We start from the raw sequence: 16,374 nt of genomic DNA on the forward strand, positions 1-16,374 counted from the left end.
GGATTTCTATTAGAAATTAAATTTAAAATGATCTGGATCCTGCCCAAATCGTTCATTGCGATTTAACGTAGCTATTTTATCCATTTGAGCCAATGTTAATTCAAAATCGAAAATCTGTGCGTTTTCCTCAATACGACTAGGTGTAACAGATTTCGGAATAACAAGTGTATCATTTTGTAAATGCCAGCGAAGCACTACTTGTGCAGCTGTCTTCCCTATTTCGCGACCAATTTCCATAACCGTTGGATTATCAAGCACACCACCACGACCTAGCGGAGACCATGCAGTGACAGCAATTCCATGCTCACTACAAAATGCTCTTAATGAGTCTTGCTGTAAATATGGATGCACCTCTACTTGATTAACCATAGGCGCAATATTTGCTTTGGCTAATAACTTTTGCAAATGATGCTCATGGTGATTCGAAACACCTGTTGCACGAATTAATTTTTCATCATATAAACGCTCAATTGCTCTATACGTTTCTTCAAATGTTTCAGGTACTGCCCAATGGGTTAAATATAAATCTAAATAATCCATATTTAACTTTTTCAAAGATACTTCAAAAGCACGTAATGTTTCATCATAGCCTTGGTCATTATTCCAAACCTTTGTTGTTACAAAAATATCTTCACGTTTAACGCCTGAATGACGAATAGCTTCGCCGACCTCAGTTTCATTACCATAAAGAGAAGCCGTATCTATAGCTCGGTAGCCATATTTAAGAGCTTTATCAATAGCCTGCAAAGTTTCATCACGCTCTGTCATTTTATAAACACCTAAGCCAAAGCGAGGCATTTCCACTCCATTTGCTAACGTTTTTGTTGATTGTAAATTCAAAACTAACAACCCCTTTCTTTTCCTAGTTCCATTATACAAAAAATTGGTTTTAAGAAATATAAGGAAAATTTCCAGGGCGATTTCTTATTGTTCTTCTGCTTTCTCTTCATAATCATCCACTTGAATAGGGTCTGGAATTCGATCGTCTTCTACAAGCTCTTGACCATCACGCAAATGCTCCATTTGTTTTCCTAAATCCTTTAAATCTTGAAAATTTCTAGCCATTGTACCATTTTCGATATTCGGGACCTTTTTTTCCATTATCATCACCTCTTTTATAGCTTTCCCGAAATAGTTATTTCCGAACCATTTCTGACATATTTTATTCCACTATGTCGTTTCATTTTTATAGTAGATAGGCTATACTAAAAAGAGGTTTCTTTATAAACATGAGGAGGGTTCTTCCATGAGTTTACTATTAATTATTGGTGTAACTGTTGCGTTCTTAACTGCTATTTTCACTGCTGGTTACGAAGGCGACTACAGATCAGAGAAATAATACCTCAAGAAAATCACTAAGCATACATAGATGCTTAGTGATTTTTTTGTTGTTGAAAGCAATTGTATCAATGAAGTCATATTATTGGCTCTTCGGCAAAACGAGGGGGGTGATTTCCATTCTGACTGGGCGCTTTCCTTTCCCCTTTTAATTTTCTTATTTTTTAGAAGAACCACGTCAATTACTTGACTTTCAGCACTTTATAAAATAAACTTACTTACATAAAGTAACTTAATAATTAAATACAACTTATATTTGGAGGTAATTCCTATGCATTTTCATGAAAAACCTAACACATATGTTACAAATGTTGAAATTAAAGTGAGTGATTTACAACGTTCATTAACCTATTATCAGGAGGTAATTGGCTTTAAAGTTTTACATCAGGAATCTCATAAAGCAACTCTAACAGCTGATGGCAAAACGGCTTTACTGACAATCGTCCAACCCGAAACAGTAGAAGAAAAAACGAGCTTAACAACTGGACTTTATCACTTTGCAATTTTGTTGCCAACTCGTCGGGATTTAGCCAATATCATTACTCATTTCCATAATAATGGCGTATATTTCGGAGCATCTGACCATGATGTGAGTGAAGCACTATATTTAAGTGACCCTGATAAAAACGGCATCGAGGTTTATGCTGATCGCCCCGAAAGTGAATGGACATGGCAGTTCGATCAAGTCCATATGGTTACTGAACCTCTTAAAATTCATTCTATATTAGAGGAAGGTGATTGTAGATGGAATGGTCTACCAACTGATACGGTTATGGGGCATATTCATTTATCAGTTTCTAATTTACTTGCCGCAGAGGAATTTTATACAAAGGGATTAGGATTTGAGATTGTCACTCGCTATGGAGCACAAGCTTTATTTATCTCAACTGGCCGCTATCACCATCATATCGGTTTAAACACTTGGTACTCTGAGAACGCACCAAAGCTTGGTGAAAATCAGGTCGGCTTAAAATCATTTTCACTCCGCCTAGACAATGAAGAGCAAGCAGCAACAATGAAAGAAAATCTCCGTGCAATCGGTGCACCGGTTACTATTATAGATGGAGGATTCCAAACAGAGGACCCTGCAGGTAATGTTGTTTTATTGAAATTTTAAAAGTGGTGCGGGGCTATCCGTCAGTTTGAGGGGGCTTTCCGTCGTTTGCGGGATTCTATCCGTCACTTGACGGGTTCTATCCGTCACTTGACGGGTTCTATCCGTCGTTTGCGGGGTTCTATCCGTCACTTGCCGCGCTATCCGTCGTTTGCGGGATTTTATCCGTCACTTGACGTGTTTTATCCGTCGTTTGCGGGATTCTTTCCGTCACTTGTCGAGCTATCCGTCGTTTGCGGGATTTTATCCGTCACTTGACGTGTTTTATCCGTCGATTGACGGGTTCTATCCGTCTCTCGCAAGTCTTCCATCTCTTTCCAAAACCTTTAGTCTAACGAAAAAAAACAAAAGCAGTTCTCCTCTAGTGAGAACTGCTTTTGCTAATTTAACCCTGGGTATCCTTGTTGACGCAACGCTTCGTAAATAACAATGGCTGCTGTATTCGATAAATTAAGTGAACGGACATGCTCACTTTGTGGAATGCGCAAGCACATATCTCGACGCTCATACGCAAAATCCTTTGGCAAGCCAGTCGTTTCTTTTCCAAACATAAAGTAAATATCACGATCTTTATTACTAAAATCATGTGTCGTAAATGGCTCTTCACTATATGTCTCAATTAAATAAACGTCGCCATTTTTGGATGCCTCTAGAAAATCCTCTAGTGAATCGTGATATACGACATTGACACTATGCCAATAATCTAAGCCTGCACGTTTTAGCATTTTATCGTCTGTAGAAAAGCCAAGAGGACGAATTAAATGTAATGAGGTATTTGTTCCAGCACATGTGCGTGCAATATTTCCTGTATTCGCTGGAATTTCTGGTTGATATAAAACGATATGCAATGGCATAACGGTACACTTCCTTAGCTAAAAAATTGTAAACCTTTATTAATTTCAACGAGTACTTCCTCGTCTTGTTCTTTTACTCTTGCTTCAAGTAATGCAGATTGAGCTTGCTCCCCGCCTATTTTGCCTAAAGCCCATGCTGCTGTTCCTCGAATAACAGGTCGTTCATCCTTGTTAAGAAGTGCTACTAAGTCTGGTACTGCAGCTTCCTCTTTAAAATGGGCAAGCGCCAAAATAGCATTGCGTTGAATTGGCTTTTTCCCTCGCCATGAACCAGAAACATGTCCAAACTTTTCTTTAAAGTCACGATTTGAAATCGTTAAAAGTGGCACAAGTAAAGGTTTTGCAAGTTCTGGATCAGGCTTAAATTCTTCATGTATCCAGTTAATCTTCCCTTTATTCTTTGGACATACTGTCTGACACGTATCACAGCCATACAAACGATTACCAATATGGGTACGAAACTCATCAGGTAACATTCCTTTAGTTTGCGTTAAAAAAGCTATACAACGCTGAGAGTTTAGCTGTCCTCCCTCGATTAACGCGCCTGTTGGGCAAACATCTAAACATAAGCGGCAATCTCCACATTCATCCTCCATAGGCGTATCAGGCGCAAAAGGGATATTCGTAATAAGCTCTCCTAAATATACATAGGAACCGAATTCAGGCGTAATAACCGAGCAGTTTTTCCCGCTCCAGCCTATCCCTGCACGCTCTGCAACTGCCCTATCCACAAGTGCACCCGTATCAACCATTGATTCTATACGTGCACCTTCTATACGCTCCTCAAGCCAGGCTGATAATAATTTCAATCGCTCACGTAATGCTGTATGATAATCGACACCCCAGGAAGCACGGCAAAAAATCCCGCGTCTTGCTCCCTTTTTGCCAACAGGTGCATTTTGCATACGCGATGGATAGGCTACAGCGATCGCCACAATGCTTTCTGCTCCCTCTAACAACTGTAGGGGTTCGGTACGTTTTTCAATATCGCTTTCTTCAAAGCCAGACTGATAGCCAAGCTCTTGCTGGCGGCGCAGTCGATTTTTTAATTCTGTAAACGGAGCTGCTGTTGTAAAGCCAATTTTGTCTACACCAATGGACATTGCATACGCCACAAATTCACGTTGTAGGTCATGTATGTTCATTTTATTTCCAACTCCTTACATGATACAATAATAAAAATAGATAAAGTAGGTGATGTTTATGGAAATTTCAATTAATCAATCTCTATTGACACAACATCCCGAGCTAAAAATCGGCATTATTCATTATACCAAAATTGTCGTTGCAGAATCGCCTCAAATGATTAAAGGCCGTATGCAATTGTATCAGGAAAACCTCTTTTTAGAAATGCAGGAAAGCCCTGTGACACAACGTGAGGGTATTGCAGAATGGCGACAACTATGGAAAAAGCTTGGCGCTGACCCGAACCGCTATCGTCACTCAGCAGAAAGCTTAATGCGCCGAATTAGTAAGCAAAATTATTTAACCCCACTTCACTCTGGCGTTGATTTAAATAATTTCCTCTCTTTACAATATGAAATTCCAGTAGGCTTGTACGATGTAGCTAAACTACAAGGAAATATAGAAATCGCACTTGGCAATGAGGATACTGGCTATGAGGGCTTAAATGAGCGTTATAATTCGTTAAAAAATATACTATATAGCTGTGATGCTAACGGAGCATTTGGATCACCATTTGTCGATTCTAAGCGTACCTCTATTTCAGAGGAAACGACCGAGGCTCTACATATTTTCTACCTTCGTCCATCACTGTCTGAAGAAAATGCAGAAGAACTTCTTGCATCTGCAGGCAAAATGTTTAACCAAATACATGGCGGTGATTATCATACTGCCTTATTAACTAACGCATCACCATCTACTACACTGTAAAAGGACGTGTTTTCATGATTAATCTTGCTGAAGCCGTTAAACTAAAAAGTATTTTAGCAAAAAAGGTTCAGGAGCTCGTTAGGGAATTACATCGTAGCGCTTTTGTAACTGTCGAAAAAGGGCAAGCTCCCAAATCGAGTAATCGTGCAATGAAAGTAATTGAAGCTGAGTTAGCACAAGTACGCCTTGATATCCGTACTTTAGATCGTTTAGTATATGAAGCAAATATAACAAACTTCGTAGACTTTAAAGGAGAAAAACTGACATTAGTTGAAGCGATTGAGCTCGCAACACAGCTCCGTGCTGATGCTGAGGTTTGCAAACAGTTTAGTATGCACGAAAAAGAAAGTGTACGAATGGGGTATGGTGAAAATACAATGCTTTATGAAATTGCTATGTATGAACCAGATGAGTACCGTGAACGTGCTAATATTCTAGAAAAAGATGCACATAAATTATCGAATCTTATCAATGCAAAGAATTATAGTGTTGAAATCAATTTCGATGATTCTCGTTATTTCTAATCAGATCGTAAAGTACTGCAATAAAAAAAGCATCCTTTTTGAACTGCACCTCCAATTGAGTTTAACAAATTGGAGTGCAGCTTTGGGATGCTTTTTGTTTTACTTACTTAAATCATAATTAATTTCAAATTTTCCTAAATCGATATCAGTGAAAAGAGCAGTTACCTTATAATTGGAATCAACATATGAATGAGTGCCTTTCTCTTCCGCTACACCTATTGCTATATTTAATCCTAATGACTGAGCAACTGATGGTAGGGTCTCTTTATGATTTATTCAATTAAAGCTCCTGTTTAGTATATAATTTAAGTTTCGCTTGGCGGAATTATCCCAAAAATAAGTAGGATAAAGAATACTAACCCAATTAAAAAGAAGACAAATGAAGCAGTAAATACTGGACCTATTGTATAAGTGAAGCGTTCTCTTTTCTGAATAATACCTGTTTGCCCACTAGCCTGAGAACTATATAACCTAGACATTGCTCCACCACTACTTGAAAAGTAAAACGTTCCTCCAGCAAAAGCCATACCAGTGAAAAACATTACTTCGATGAATCTTACAGAGAAAAATGAGGCAATAAAATACGTAATAACAACTTCTAGAATAAATGTCACTATCATAATAATTATATTTTTTCTACTCATATAATCCCCCTACTCTTCAAATTTAATGTTCCTTACTATGTATACGAATGAATCGAATCAAAGTTCCATTTTTAGCTAAATTAGCCAGTTTATTTTTAGAATTTTCAGCATACATGTAGCTTAACTTGTTATATGAATACCATTACCTAATATGGGGGCGGGATAAATCAATACTTTCCTTATCACTTAAAACTGTATACAATGAAATTATGGAGTCGTTAAGACTTCATACCGAATTGGATGTGCTGTTTTCAAAACTAGCTTTTGGTGCTAACTTGACTAAACCAATGACAAGTTACCTGTTACTGTATGACCAATGACTAATAACCAACTATAAGCAATGGCCATACCTCACAAACTTTGGAAATTACTTGAAAACGCCATCCAATAGCTCTCTTACATCTTGTGTGTAGGAGAGCTTTTTATTGGCTTTAAACGAATGCAAACGCAGAGCCTTATTAAATCAAAAAGACAGTACATATTTTCACAACAAATATGTACTGTCTTTTTTTAGTTATTCCTCATTACGATAGGAAAAAATTTTCTTAATTACTTTTCGTATGCTTTATACCAATGATATGGTTGTATTTCTCTCAGTGTTTTAAATATCAATTCACCATTCGGATTAGTGATAGCCGCTTTTACATTTTCACCCCAATAAAAAAGCCTTTCTTGACATACACCGCAAGGAGTTAACACAGTAAATACAGAATTTTCATTTTCTCTGGCAATACAAATACTATGAGTAACCTTCGTATTAAGTTTATGCGCTTCAAGTATTGCACCAGTTTCCATGCACAATTCAGTAGAGGCATTGATAACGTCCGGTGCTACGCTCGTTAAAATCTGACCATCTTCTGTATACATTGCTGCAGCACCACCCCAACCAGAAGGGTATCTTTTTTCGATCAATTCTACCACCGACTGATATAGTTTTTGCTCAATATCCATCTTCTTCCTCCCTATTTTTAATCAATTTAACATAAAACGCTTTTTTTAATGCACACCAGGTAAAATCTTCAGTACCTTTTCCTGTGCATCTAAAATAGCATCTACTCCTAATGGAATAGCAATATTCGTTGCTTCATGGCCAATTTTAAAGCCTGCTACAACTGGAACGCCTAAATCCGCAAAATATTCCTTCATTAAAGTATGCAGTGCCGCTTCATCTGCTTCAGTTTGTGTAAAGGAACCGATCATAACACCCGCTAACTGCTCAAGCTTTCTCGCTTGCTTTAATTGCTGCAGCATAGAATCAATATGTGGAATCGTCTCCGCTAGCTCCTCAATCAATAAAATTTTACCTTCCGTGCGAACTTCAAATTTTGTACCTAATGTGCTGACAAGACGACGTAAATTTCCTCCAATAATCTGACCGCGAGCAACACCAGATGCAATCGTTGTTAATGGTGAAATATCCTCTGTATATTGCAATTCCATCGGTGAAAATAGCTGTAAAAACATTTTCTTTGATACATCATCTATTCTTCCTACAGACATAAGGAGCGGTCCATGAAACGTCACTAAATTAGCAAATTCATTAATTGCGCAATGTAAATATGTAAGATCAGAGAAGCCCCAGAAGATTTTTGGATTTTCTTCAAGTAGTCCATAGTCAATCTTTTCCGCAATTCGGGCAGATCCATAGCCCCCCTTGACACAAAAAATTGCCTTCACCTCTGGATTTCTTACCATCCCATGAAAGTCAGCCAGACGCTCCTCGTCACTACCTGCTAGATAGCTGTGCTTTGCCTGAATGGTATCCCCAATAATATATTTAAGACCTAAATCATCAAGAAAGGATATTGCATCCCCTAGCATTTCTGGCTTCACTAGACTTGATAAAGCCACAAGACCAACTGTATCACCCTTTTGTAAATGCGGTACTGTACTTTTCATGCTAATCCCTCCATTGGTTTTCCTTATTCTAGCATATAGATAATATTGTAGCATTGATTAATAGCGAGGCTAATGTCTGTAACATATGAACTTCCGGGTGAATGGTCAGACTTGGTGGGCTATCCTTCACTTTGGCGGGGCTATCCACGATTTTGGCTGTTCTATCCACGCTTTGGCGGGGCTATCCACGATTTTGGCTGTTCTATCCACGGTTTTGACTCTTCTATCCGTCGCTTTGCTATTTCTATCCATCGCTTTCACCCTTCTATCCGTCACTCTGATTTCTATCCGTCTCTTGAGCTCTTCTTTCCGTCACCTTGACCTTTCTATCCGTCGCTTTCGCTTTCCTATCCATCGCTTTGCCAGTTCCATCCGTCGCTCTGATTTCTATCCGTCTCTTGAGCTCTTCTTTCCGTCGCTTGAGCTTTTCTATCCGTCACCTTGCCCTTTCTATCCATCGCTTTCGATCTCCTATCCGTCGCTTTGCCAGTTCCATCCGTCGCTCTGATTTCTATCCGTCGCTTGAGCTCTTCTTTCCGTCACCTTGACCTTTCTATCCGTCGCTTTCGATCTCCTATCCATCGCTTCGACAATTCCATCCGTCGCTCTGATTTCTATCCATCACTTGAGCTCTTCTTTCCGTCACCTTGCCCTTTCTATCCATCGCTTTCGATCTCCTATCCGTCGCTTTGCCAGTTCCATCCGTCGCTTTGCCAGTTCCATCCGTCGCTTTCGATCTCCTATCCATCGCTTTGCCAGTTCCATCCGTCGCTCTGATTTCTATCCGTCGCTTGAGCTCTTCTTTCCGTCTCTTGAGCTTTTCTATCCGTCACCTTGACCTTTCTATCCGTCGCTTTGCCAGTTCTATCCGTCGCTCTGATTTCTATCCGTCGCTTGAGCTCTTCTATCCGTCACCTTGACCTTTCTATCCATCGCTTTCGATCTCCTATCCGTCGCTTTGCCAGTTCTATCCGTCGCTCTGATTTCTATCCATCACTTGAGCTCTTCTTTCCGTCACTCTCGCCTTTCTATCCGTCTCTTTGCCAATTCTATCCGTCGCCCTGACTTCTATCAGTCACTTTGGTGGGGCTATCCACGCTTTTGGCTGCTCTATCCACGACTTTGACTTTTCTATCCGTCGCTTTGCCAGTTCCATCCGCCACTCCGATTCCTATCCGTCTCTTCGAACTCAAAAAAATAAGCGCAGATTTCAAATAATATGAAATCTGCGCTTATTTTCTAGTTTGTTCCGCCGTAAATAATCGTTACATTTGCATGGTTTAATAATTGACTTGCTGGGAAATCTTCTGTCACGATACCACTTTTTAATTTTTCGATGGCCTCTAGTTTTTTTTCACCAAATGCAATTAATACGATTTCCTTAGCATTCATAATAGATTGAATCCCCATTGTAATAGCATGTGTTGGTACATCTTTAAAGTCATCAAAATAAATTGCATTTTCATTGCGTGTAGATTCAGTTAACTCTACAATATTAGTTAGTGAATCAAAAGGTGTTCCTGGCTCGTTAAAGCCAATATGTCCGTTAACGCCGATGCCTAAGAGCTGTAAATCAATTCCTCCTGCTTCCTTGATTCGAGCATCATATGCCTCACACTCAGCAGCCAAATCCTCTACCTTACCATTTGGTAAATGTATATTTTCTTTCTTAATATCTACATGCTTGAATAAATTCTCATGCATAAATGTCCAATAACTTGCTGGACTTGATTGATCGATGCCAACATATTCGTCTAAGTTAAAAGTAATAACGTCGCTAAAAGAAATAGTTCCAGCTTGTTGTCGTTTCACTAATTCTTTATACATCCCTACAGGAGAACCACCAGTTGCTAATCCTAAAATACTTGCCGGCTTTACTTGTAATTGCTTAGTAAAAATATCCGCTGCGACTTCGCTCATTTCATCGTAAGAATTTACTTCTATCCACTTCATTTTAGTTGTCATAGTCATATTTATACCTACCTTACAATATTTATTATTAACTAAATTGGGAAATAGTTCTCTAAATAGTAGCTAATATATCAATCTTACTAGTTATCCATCTAATTTTCTATTATTTTCTTCATCAATTATACCTCGGCATAATTGCGTCCGCCGCATTCATCTCACCACCTATAGAGGTAGGAGACTTCTGTACCTGCCGTTTCACTTACGTTACAAAAAACATCTGTAACTGCCGTTTCACTTACGTTACAAAAAACATCTGTACCTGCCGCTACGCTTTCGGTACAAAAGACATCCGCCGAAAGAAGTTAAATATTATACGTGTATTCCCAAGCCATTTCGGTTATGTTATTTAATAAGGGAGTGAGGCGATATAATGAATTCACAAATACAGCAATATTTGAAATATATTCTTTTTCAAGGGCCTTTAACTGAGCCGTCTATTAAACTACTTGGACAATTACAAACAAGTCATTTATACATCATCCCGTATGAAAACTTGGATGTTGCCTTGAAACAAGACATCTCCTTCTCGATTCCTGATATTTTTCAAAAAATAATTGTTCGCAAACGTGGAGGCAATTGCTTTGAACTAAATATTTTATTTAGTTGGCTACTTCGCGAGCTCGGCTTTTCAGTGACCAATCGCTATGCACAGTTTTGGCGCAATTTTGAAGAAGATGCTCCTGCCGAAGATGTACCTATGCATCAGCTATTGCTTGTCAATTTCGCTGGCCAATCATATATTTCCGATGTTGGCGTAGGCGCACTAGCTCCGTGTAAGCCAGTTCCACTTATAGCTGGGCATCACCACCGTGAAGGCAATGAACTTTATAAAATTGAACGTGATGATGCGAACGGCTGGATGCTGTACGAACAAACAAAACATAATTGGCGTTTACTTTATAGTTTTTTTGATGACGCTAACGATGCAAAGTTTGCTCCAAGGCTTTCTAAACAACAAAATAAAATTGCGATGATTCGTACCCCTCGCGGTAGACATACAATGCTTAACAACGAATTCAGAATATATGAAGGACAATCCCTAACAACCTATAAAACACATAACGAAAAAGAATGGCTACAAGCACTTCAGCGTTTTTTTCATATCTCATTAGACTAGATGCTTCGGTACTTATACATTCACGGCAAAAGCAAGCCTCCTCATTAATCTGAGACTTGCTTTTCCTTTGGCTAACATTTCATTTATTTGGCTGTACGCTCGAGCAACTCATAAACAACAACATCATTGTAGAGCTCCTTAACTAAACCAATACCATCGACAAAGTAATATGTTGAAACTCCATCACTATTTACGGACTTTTCTTCTAGAACAATTACATTATTATAATCGACACCACCTGCTCGGACAGTGCCATCTGTTGCTTTAACAGTAAGACGGACTCCTGAAATTATCCCACCATCATCCTCATGTTGAATCACGCCAATTCTAAGCGGTAATTCGAAGGCTAAATCGTAAAATAAATCATAATCACGTGCAACTCCTTGACCAAAAACATCACCATCGCTAAATAAAAGCTCACTATTAAATACTTTATTAGAATTCAAATCGCTTATTGCCCACACATCATTCTTATCGTCATAATGACTATACTTATATTTTAATGTATAGTGTTTTTTGTCTTTCAACGAATAATGCGAATACGTGTAGTCATACGCTTTATCTTTTAATAGATTCGGATTCGATAGCGTTAATGCACGAGCTAAAAATGCTGAAAAATGAGCTCGTGTTAAAGGTAAATTGGGCTTAAATGAACCATCATCATATCCTCTTGTTATATTGTTACTAGAAATTGCTGAGATTTCCTTATAGCCTCTTGTCTTAGCTGAAACATCTGTAAAATAGCTTGTCTCAGATCCTTTTAATTTAAATGCTCTTTGCAGCACAATCGCCATGTCCCCTCTTGAAAGAGGTGCATTCGGGTTAAATTTCTGTGCCGAATCGAAAATGCCGGTATTTTGTACTGCTGCAATTTCTTTATAATAGGGATGTGTAGTAGGTACATCCTGATACTTTGGATCTTTGACATTCGTCGTTTGCAATCCTAAAGCACGTGTTAGCATAACAGCTACCTGTGCTCTAGTTACATATGTATTCGGTTTAAACAGGTTATTAGGATAGCCATTAATAATTCCTTTTTCAACTAAGTAATCGATTTCCGTTATCAATGTGTTATCCTTGGACACATCTTTGAAGCTCGCTGCCTGTACACCTTCCATCGGTATTAACCAAACAGCTAATAATAGTGCACATACTATTTTCAACATCTTTTTCATGTCTTTCCCTCTCTTTCTCCATTATTCATAATATACTTTTTTAGGTATTATTTCCAATACAATTATTAACAAAAACAGCCTCCACAATCATTCGCAGAGACTTTGTTAATCAGTACGATTATTTATTTTGAATTAAGCCGAAGCCAAGCCCAGTTGGATCTACCATATAGGCAAGATAAAACTCATCGAACTCCATTTTGTCACGAACAACGATGGCACCATTTTGTTTAGCTTTAGAAATAGCGTCATCGATAAAATCAACTTCAATTTGAATACGTGTTCCAAAAGGATAGTCATGTGGCCCCTTTGCAATACCACCGTTAATCCCTGATTTATTATCATCCCCAGTTGTTACAGCCCAATATTCCCAATGAGGTGCAGCTACCTCCCAACCAAAAACCTTGGCATAAAACTCAGCTGCTTTTTCAGGCTCCTGACTATTTAATTCAAACCCTATTACTCTCCCCATGTAATTCCCCTCCTGATTTTTGAAACATAATTTATAGTTCAACAATTTAATGGATATTTCCTCCATTAGTTTCATCACCATAACATGGGGTTGATTTCCGTTCCGACTGGGCTCTTTCGAGGAGCCGCTTCAATGCAATTAAAAATGTATATAAGGAATTTCATAGAATAGATTATTTATTCAATAATGCCGGTATAGCTATGTATTGTGAAGTAATGATAGACGAATGGAAAAACATTATGGATATCAATTTATGGGGCGTTATGTATGGTACACAAGTTAGCTATCAAATCATGAAAGAACAAGGTTTTGGACATATCATCAATACTTCATCAGCGGCGGGGCTAGGGCCATCTCCTATATCAACGGCATACTCAACTACAAAGCATGCTGTTGTGGGCCTAACGATATCATTACACTATGAAGCTGAGGAATTTGGCATCAAAGTAAGCACACTATGTCCGGCTTTTGTTGATACTCCTATTTTTGATAAATCGGCGATGTCCAAGCAATTGAAAAGACAAAAAATGATGTCCCCGCAGCAATTAGCAAAAATCACTATTGCAGGCGTATACAAAAATAAGCTTATTATTTGCCCAATGCCAATGCGTAAGACAATGGATGTCGTCTTCACCATCTTCCCTTCTTTACACAGGGCATTAATGAGAATGGTCTGCAAAGTAAGCCGAAAAGCTCGATTAACATAAACATTTAAAATAAATGCATTTTTCTAAGGTGGTAAAAAACCGCTATGCTTTTCTGCCGACAAGGCACGAGCCGCATCAGGGCCAAAAATAGGATGTTGGATACGAAGGCATATGTCTCCTTCGCTACAATTCACACTTCATCGAAAATACAATTCACAGGAGTCTCGCGGTTTTTTACCTTTATATTAAAGATAACTAAAACACCAAAAGACAGTTAGCGATCTTCTTCATTCTTCTTATAAATACCTAATAGTAATGTAATAAGACCTATAACAAAAATCAAAGGAGATAAAAACATCATAATCGATGCTGCACAACCGTTTCTAATCAGCATTCCATACGTTGCACCAATTAAATAAGATAAGAATGGTGCAAATGCAATCATTGTAATGATACCCCAAACTATATATCTTCCTTTCTCCGACCTTCCTTCACTTAATTGGAATGCCGCTATTAAACCTACTAATACAATTATTAATGCAATGACAAACGCCATAAAATCACCCCCTCTTTTCTTCTACAATATGCTTCATTAGTTGAGTGATTTGGTAACTTAACACTAGGCTTTTAAAAAAAATACATAATTGCACCTAATCATTAACCTAATACAGTTGTTTAAGATCCTCACCAAAAAATGAAGTGAAGGATGGGCGACTCATTAAGGATCAACAGCTGTCAGGAAAGTACCCGATCGGAGCGGAAATGGACTCCAAGTTACGGAGATGAGCCTGTTTAATCAAAAAAAATACCACAACCATCAAAGGCTGTGGTTGTGGCTTTCTGATTTAAAGGGCATCTTGCAAAATGACACCATCGCTCATTTTAATAATACGATCTGTATAGGCAAGCATCTCTTCATCGTGTGTTACCATTAAAGTAGTAATGTTTAAGGTTTTAGTTAAATCTCTAATTAATAACATAACCTCTTTTGATCTTTTTGAATCTAAACTTGCCGTTGGTTCATCTGCGAACAGAACTTTCGGTTTATGAATAATTGCCCGGGCAATGGCAACACGTTGCTTCTCCCCACCTGACAATGAAGAAGGATAAGAATTTTTACGATGGTCCATCCCTACTAATTTTAGTATGCGATCAACTTCATTTTTTTGTTCAGACTTCTTCAACTTGGATTCAGAAACATCAAGCATTAGCAGTAATTGTTCCTCAACTGTAAGGAAAGGTACAAGGTGTGCAAACTGAAAGACAAAGCCAAATTTACTTGCTCGTACTTTTCGAACTTCTTCAGAACTCATTGAAGTTAAATTGTTATCTTCAAATATAACTTGCCCATCTGATGCAGGCTGAAGTCCCGCAGCTATTGTTAGAAGCGTACTTTTACCAGAGCCAGATGCACCTACCAATGCTATGATTTCTCCTTCTTTTAGAGAAAGGTTTATTCCTTTTAATATTTCTTCTTTTACTTCGCCATTAGTAAACGTTTTTCTAACCTCATCAATTGTAAATAAAGTCATATTAAGCCTCTCCTTGCTGTATCGCTTGTAATGGTTCAATCTTTCTAATTTGTAGTCCTGAAATTGTAGCCCCAATAAATCCAATAATTAGGAATACTACCGATAATTGCGTCGTTGTCGCGACTGTTAAAGAGAAAGGCATCCCTTGTGGCGCTACCATATTGAATGCTTGGCTAAAGGTTACAGACAAAATAAGTGAAATAACTGTAATGATGGCCATCTGTGTCCATATCAATTGGAATAACTTACTTGTTTTTAAACCAATAGCTTTTAAAATTCCGTATAAGCCAATTTTTTGAACGTTCATCATATAGAAGAAGATAGCAAACAGCATTCCACTAATGACTACTAAAAACCAAACAATCATATTTAAAGACATTTGCTCTGCATTATAACTTGGAATTGTATTAAGAAACTCTTTATTCGAAAATGATTCTAATCCAGCAAATTCTTTTGAAGAATCTCCGCCTGGTACGAACATCATTTGCATTTCATCAACACGATAAATTTCTTTATAATCCTGTTCATTAATATAGGCAACAGGTGCATGGCTATATTTCTTTTGGTCGACAAATCCTTTTACTACAAACTTGCCGCTAAATTGATTATTCGTTAATGTATCTCCGACTTTAATTCCTTTATCTTTCATTGAGCTGTCTAATACGACTTCATTATGCTTCACATTTTCAAATAAATCTGACTCGGTAGATGTAACAAAGGCAACACTTTGCTGCTTATTGTCCTTATCATTTAAAAAGCCCATTTGTAATGAAAAAGCTACTGCATCTTTTTCTTTACTCAATATATCATTTTGTGTACTGTTATCTATTTTTGACAGATTATAAGTTTGATCTGCATCCTTATCCATATAAAATTGACCTTGTGGTAAATCCTTAATTAGAGCGGCATTATCTTGTGACAATCCATTCGCTAAACCAGAAATAATAAAAGTTAAAAAACTAACTAGAAAAACAATCGAACCTAATATTAAAAATCTTACTTTATTCTTCTTAATTTCTTTCCACGCAAGATTCATCGTTAACTCCTCCATTCCTTTTTACATCCTTATCATAAAATCCTTAAATGAACGGAAGATGAACTAATTATTAAAAATGAAATGTTTTTAACAAAAAAGCCCGTAAACCTTTTCTTTTTTAGGTTTACGGGCTGATTGTAATATTACTCATTATGATAGTA

The 16,374-nt window shown here is 37.8% G+C and carries 22 protein-coding genes and 1 pseudogene; 10 read left to right on the plus strand and 13 right to left on the minus strand.

Going from position 1 to position 16,374, the window contains the following annotated elements; genetic code table 11:
- Nucleotides 1-9: 9 nt before the first annotated feature.
- Both QUF91_RS23680 and QUF91_RS23685 read right to left on the minus strand, forming a co-directional pair.
- The gene (locus tag QUF91_RS23680) at nucleotides 10-840 is read right to left on the minus strand and encodes an aldo/keto reductase (protein ID WP_289419568.1); all 831 of its coding nucleotides are present in this window, start codon (nucleotides 838-840) and stop codon (nucleotides 10-12) included.
- Nucleotides 841-924: 84 nt separating this feature from the next.
- Nucleotides 925-1,101: a hypothetical protein gene (locus tag QUF91_RS23685; protein ID WP_285399244.1), complete on the minus strand. Its 177-nt coding sequence runs from the start codon at nucleotides 1,099-1,101 to the stop codon at nucleotides 925-927.
- 508 nt (nucleotides 1,102-1,609) lie between these two features.
- Between QUF91_RS23685 and QUF91_RS23690 the strand changes: the two genes are divergently transcribed.
- The gene (locus QUF91_RS23690) at nucleotides 1,610-2,455 is read left to right on the plus strand and encodes a VOC family protein (RefSeq protein ID WP_289419569.1); all 846 of its coding nucleotides are present in this window, start codon (nucleotides 1,610-1,612) and stop codon (nucleotides 2,453-2,455) included.
- Nucleotides 2,456-2,500: 45 nt separating this feature from the next.
- Entirely contained in the window at nucleotides 2,501-2,710 is a 210-nt protein-coding gene (locus tag QUF91_RS23695) for a hypothetical protein (protein WP_289419570.1), read from the plus strand.
- A 122-nt stretch (nucleotides 2,711-2,832) separates the two neighbouring features.
- On the opposite strand, the gene trmL is transcribed toward QUF91_RS23695, so the two are convergent.
- Together trmL and queG are read right to left on the minus strand one after the other, a co-directional pair.
- Complete coding sequence (trmL, locus tag QUF91_RS23700; protein WP_289419571.1) at nucleotides 2,833-3,306, minus strand: tRNA (uridine(34)/cytosine(34)/5-carboxymethylaminomethyluridine(34)-2'-O)-methyltransferase TrmL; 474 nt, start codon at nucleotides 3,304-3,306, stop codon at nucleotides 2,833-2,835.
- A gap of 14 nt (nucleotides 3,307-3,320) precedes the next feature.
- Nucleotides 3,321-4,451, minus strand: coding sequence for a tRNA epoxyqueuosine(34) reductase QueG (gene queG / locus QUF91_RS23705; protein ID WP_289419572.1), 1,131 nt, complete (start codon nucleotides 4,449-4,451; stop codon nucleotides 3,321-3,323).
- A 58-nt stretch (nucleotides 4,452-4,509) separates the two neighbouring features.
- On the opposite strand from queG, the gene QUF91_RS23710 reads away from it, so the two are divergent.
- Nucleotides 4,510-5,199, plus strand: coding sequence for a B3/B4 domain-containing protein (locus tag QUF91_RS23710; protein WP_285399636.1), 690 nt, complete (start codon nucleotides 4,510-4,512; stop codon nucleotides 5,197-5,199).
- 14 nt (nucleotides 5,200-5,213) lie between these two features.
- Nucleotides 5,214-5,723 (plus strand): hypothetical protein, encoded by a 510-nt coding sequence (locus QUF91_RS23715; protein WP_285399638.1) that lies wholly within the window; start codon nucleotides 5,214-5,216, stop codon nucleotides 5,721-5,723.
- A gap of 305 nt (nucleotides 5,724-6,028) precedes the next feature.
- Here QUF91_RS23715 and QUF91_RS23720 read toward each other — a convergent pair whose 3' ends face one another.
- The 3 genes from QUF91_RS23720 to QUF91_RS23730 all read right to left on the minus strand — a co-directional run bounded on the left by QUF91_RS23720 (nucleotide 6,029) and on the right by QUF91_RS23730 (nucleotide 8,266).
- A complete protein-coding gene (locus QUF91_RS23720) occupies nucleotides 6,029-6,367 on the minus strand; it encodes a hypothetical protein (RefSeq protein WP_285399643.1) in 339 nt (112 codons plus the stop codon).
- A gap of 549 nt (nucleotides 6,368-6,916) precedes the next feature.
- Nucleotides 6,917-7,318: a cytidine deaminase gene (locus QUF91_RS23725; RefSeq protein WP_289419573.1), complete on the minus strand. Its 402-nt coding sequence runs from the start codon at nucleotides 7,316-7,318 to the stop codon at nucleotides 6,917-6,919.
- Between the two features lie 45 nt (nucleotides 7,319-7,363).
- The gene (locus QUF91_RS23730) at nucleotides 7,364-8,266 is read right to left on the minus strand and encodes a S66 peptidase family protein (protein ID WP_289419575.1); all 903 of its coding nucleotides are present in this window, start codon (nucleotides 8,264-8,266) and stop codon (nucleotides 7,364-7,366) included.
- Nucleotides 8,267-8,363: 97 nt separating this feature from the next.
- Between QUF91_RS23730 and QUF91_RS23735 the strand changes: the two genes are divergently transcribed.
- Genes QUF91_RS23735 through QUF91_RS23750 form a run of 4 tightly spaced genes read left to right on the plus strand, consistent with a single transcriptional unit; the run spans nucleotide 8,364 to nucleotide 9,392 of the window.
- Nucleotides 8,364-8,774 carry a hypothetical protein gene (locus QUF91_RS23735; RefSeq protein WP_289419576.1) on the plus strand — a complete coding sequence of 137 codons (411 nt, stop codon included), beginning with the start codon at nucleotides 8,364-8,366 and terminating at the stop codon, nucleotides 8,772-8,774.
- A complete protein-coding gene (locus QUF91_RS23740; RefSeq protein ID WP_289419578.1) occupies nucleotides 8,750-9,043 on the plus strand; it encodes a hypothetical protein in 294 nt (97 codons plus the stop codon). The genes QUF91_RS23735 and QUF91_RS23740 overlap by 25 nt, the downstream gene beginning before the upstream one ends.
- Entirely contained in the window at nucleotides 9,019-9,186 is a 168-nt protein-coding gene (locus QUF91_RS23745; protein WP_289419579.1) for a hypothetical protein, read from the plus strand. The genes QUF91_RS23740 and QUF91_RS23745 overlap by 25 nt, the downstream gene beginning before the upstream one ends.
- Entirely contained in the window at nucleotides 9,183-9,392 is a 210-nt protein-coding gene (locus tag QUF91_RS23750; protein WP_289419580.1) for a hypothetical protein, read from the plus strand. Before QUF91_RS23745 ends, QUF91_RS23750 begins: the two co-directional genes overlap by 4 nt.
- Nucleotides 9,393-9,505: 113 nt before the next feature.
- Here QUF91_RS23750 and nagB read toward each other — a convergent pair whose 3' ends face one another.
- A complete protein-coding gene (nagB, locus tag QUF91_RS23755; RefSeq protein ID WP_285400174.1) occupies nucleotides 9,506-10,219 on the minus strand; it encodes a glucosamine-6-phosphate deaminase in 714 nt (237 codons plus the stop codon).
- Between the two features lie 388 nt (nucleotides 10,220-10,607).
- On the opposite strand from nagB, the gene QUF91_RS23760 reads away from it, so the two are divergent.
- Nucleotides 10,608-11,354 (plus strand): arylamine N-acetyltransferase family protein, encoded by a 747-nt coding sequence (locus QUF91_RS23760; protein ID WP_285400171.1) that lies wholly within the window; start codon nucleotides 10,608-10,610, stop codon nucleotides 11,352-11,354.
- An 83-nt stretch (nucleotides 11,355-11,437) separates the two neighbouring features.
- Here the strand turns inward: QUF91_RS23760 and QUF91_RS23765 are convergent, their stop codons facing one another.
- Both QUF91_RS23765 and QUF91_RS23770 read right to left on the minus strand, forming a co-directional pair.
- Nucleotides 11,438-12,529 carry an S-layer homology domain-containing protein gene (locus tag QUF91_RS23765; RefSeq protein WP_289419583.1) on the minus strand — a complete coding sequence of 364 codons (1,092 nt, stop codon included), beginning with the start codon at nucleotides 12,527-12,529 and terminating at the stop codon, nucleotides 11,438-11,440.
- Nucleotides 12,530-12,647: 118 nt separating this feature from the next.
- On the minus strand, nucleotides 12,648-12,998 hold the full coding sequence (locus QUF91_RS23770; RefSeq protein ID WP_285400168.1) for a VOC family protein: 351 nt from the start codon (nucleotides 12,996-12,998) through the stop codon (nucleotides 12,648-12,650).
- 134 nt (nucleotides 12,999-13,132) lie between these two features.
- Between QUF91_RS23770 and QUF91_RS23775 the strand changes: the two are divergent.
- A pseudogene (locus tag QUF91_RS23775) lies at nucleotides 13,133-13,705 on the plus strand (SDR family NAD(P)-dependent oxidoreductase); the annotation flags it as partial.
- A gap of 214 nt (nucleotides 13,706-13,919) precedes the next feature.
- On the opposite strand, the gene QUF91_RS23780 reads toward QUF91_RS23775, so the two are convergent.
- The 3 genes from QUF91_RS23780 to QUF91_RS23790 form a co-directional block, all read right to left on the minus strand.
- Nucleotides 13,920-14,201, minus strand: a complete 282-nt coding sequence (locus QUF91_RS23780; protein WP_285400167.1) for a hypothetical protein — start codon at nucleotides 14,199-14,201, stop codon at nucleotides 13,920-13,922.
- 289 nt (nucleotides 14,202-14,490) lie between these two features.
- Nucleotides 14,491-15,177 (minus strand): ABC transporter ATP-binding protein, encoded by a 687-nt coding sequence (locus tag QUF91_RS23785; protein ID WP_053485720.1) that lies wholly within the window; start codon nucleotides 15,175-15,177, stop codon nucleotides 14,491-14,493.
- 1 nt (nucleotide 15,178) lies between these two features.
- Nucleotides 15,179-16,213: an ABC transporter permease gene (locus QUF91_RS23790; RefSeq protein ID WP_285400166.1), complete on the minus strand. Its 1,035-nt coding sequence runs from the start codon at nucleotides 16,211-16,213 to the stop codon at nucleotides 15,179-15,181.
- Between the last annotated feature and the right edge of the window lie 161 nt (nucleotides 16,214-16,374).

Source organism: Lysinibacillus sp. G4S2, assembly GCF_030348505.1.
Lineage (GTDB): Bacteria > Bacillota > Bacilli > Bacillales_A > Planococcaceae > Lysinibacillus.

What these genes read in the sequence shown, in the direction of transcription:
- QUF91_RS23685 (WP_285399244.1), bottom strand. Translation starts at nt 1,101, where the DNA reads ATGGAAAAAAAGGTCCCGAATATCGAAAATGGTACAATGGCTAGAAAT.
- QUF91_RS23690 (WP_289419569.1), top strand. Translation starts at nt 1,610, where the DNA reads ATGCATTTTCATGAAAAACCTAACACATATGTTACAAATGTTGAAATT.
- trmL (WP_289419571.1), bottom strand. Translation starts at nt 3,306, where the DNA reads ATGCCATTGCATATCGTTTTATATCAACCAGAAATTCCAGCGAATACA.
- queG (WP_289419572.1), bottom strand. Translation starts at nt 4,451, where the DNA reads ATGAACATACATGACCTACAACGTGAATTTGTGGCGTATGCAATGTCC.
- QUF91_RS23710 (WP_285399636.1), top strand. Translation starts at nt 4,510, where the DNA reads ATGGAAATTTCAATTAATCAATCTCTATTGACACAACATCCCGAGCTA.
- QUF91_RS23715 (WP_285399638.1), top strand. Translation starts at nt 5,214, where the DNA reads ATGATTAATCTTGCTGAAGCCGTTAAACTAAAAAGTATTTTAGCAAAA.
- QUF91_RS23720 (WP_285399643.1), bottom strand. Translation starts at nt 6,367, where the DNA reads ATGAGTAGAAAAAATATAATTATTATGATAGTGACATTTATTCTAGAA.
- QUF91_RS23725 (WP_289419573.1), bottom strand. Translation starts at nt 7,318, where the DNA reads ATGGATATTGAGCAAAAACTATATCAGTCGGTGGTAGAATTGATCGAA.
- QUF91_RS23730 (WP_289419575.1), bottom strand. Translation starts at nt 8,266, where the DNA reads ATGAAAAGTACAGTACCGCATTTACAAAAGGGTGATACAGTTGGTCTT.
- nagB (WP_285400174.1), bottom strand. Translation starts at nt 10,219, where the DNA reads ATGAAGTGGATAGAAGTAAATTCTTACGATGAAATGAGCGAAGTCGCA.
- QUF91_RS23760 (WP_285400171.1), top strand. Translation starts at nt 10,608, where the DNA reads ATGAATTCACAAATACAGCAATATTTGAAATATATTCTTTTTCAAGGG.
- QUF91_RS23765 (WP_289419583.1), bottom strand. Translation starts at nt 12,529, where the DNA reads ATGAAAAAGATGTTGAAAATAGTATGTGCACTATTATTAGCTGTTTGG.
- QUF91_RS23770 (WP_285400168.1), bottom strand. Translation starts at nt 12,998, where the DNA reads ATGGGGAGAGTAATAGGGTTTGAATTAAATAGTCAGGAGCCTGAAAAA.
- QUF91_RS23780 (WP_285400167.1), bottom strand. Translation starts at nt 14,201, where the DNA reads ATGGCGTTTGTCATTGCATTAATAATTGTATTAGTAGGTTTAATAGCG.
- QUF91_RS23785 (WP_053485720.1), bottom strand. Translation starts at nt 15,177, where the DNA reads ATGACTTTATTTACAATTGATGAGGTTAGAAAAACGTTTACTAATGGC.
- QUF91_RS23790 (WP_285400166.1), bottom strand. Translation starts at nt 16,213, where the DNA reads ATGAATCTTGCGTGGAAAGAAATTAAGAAGAATAAAGTAAGATTTTTA.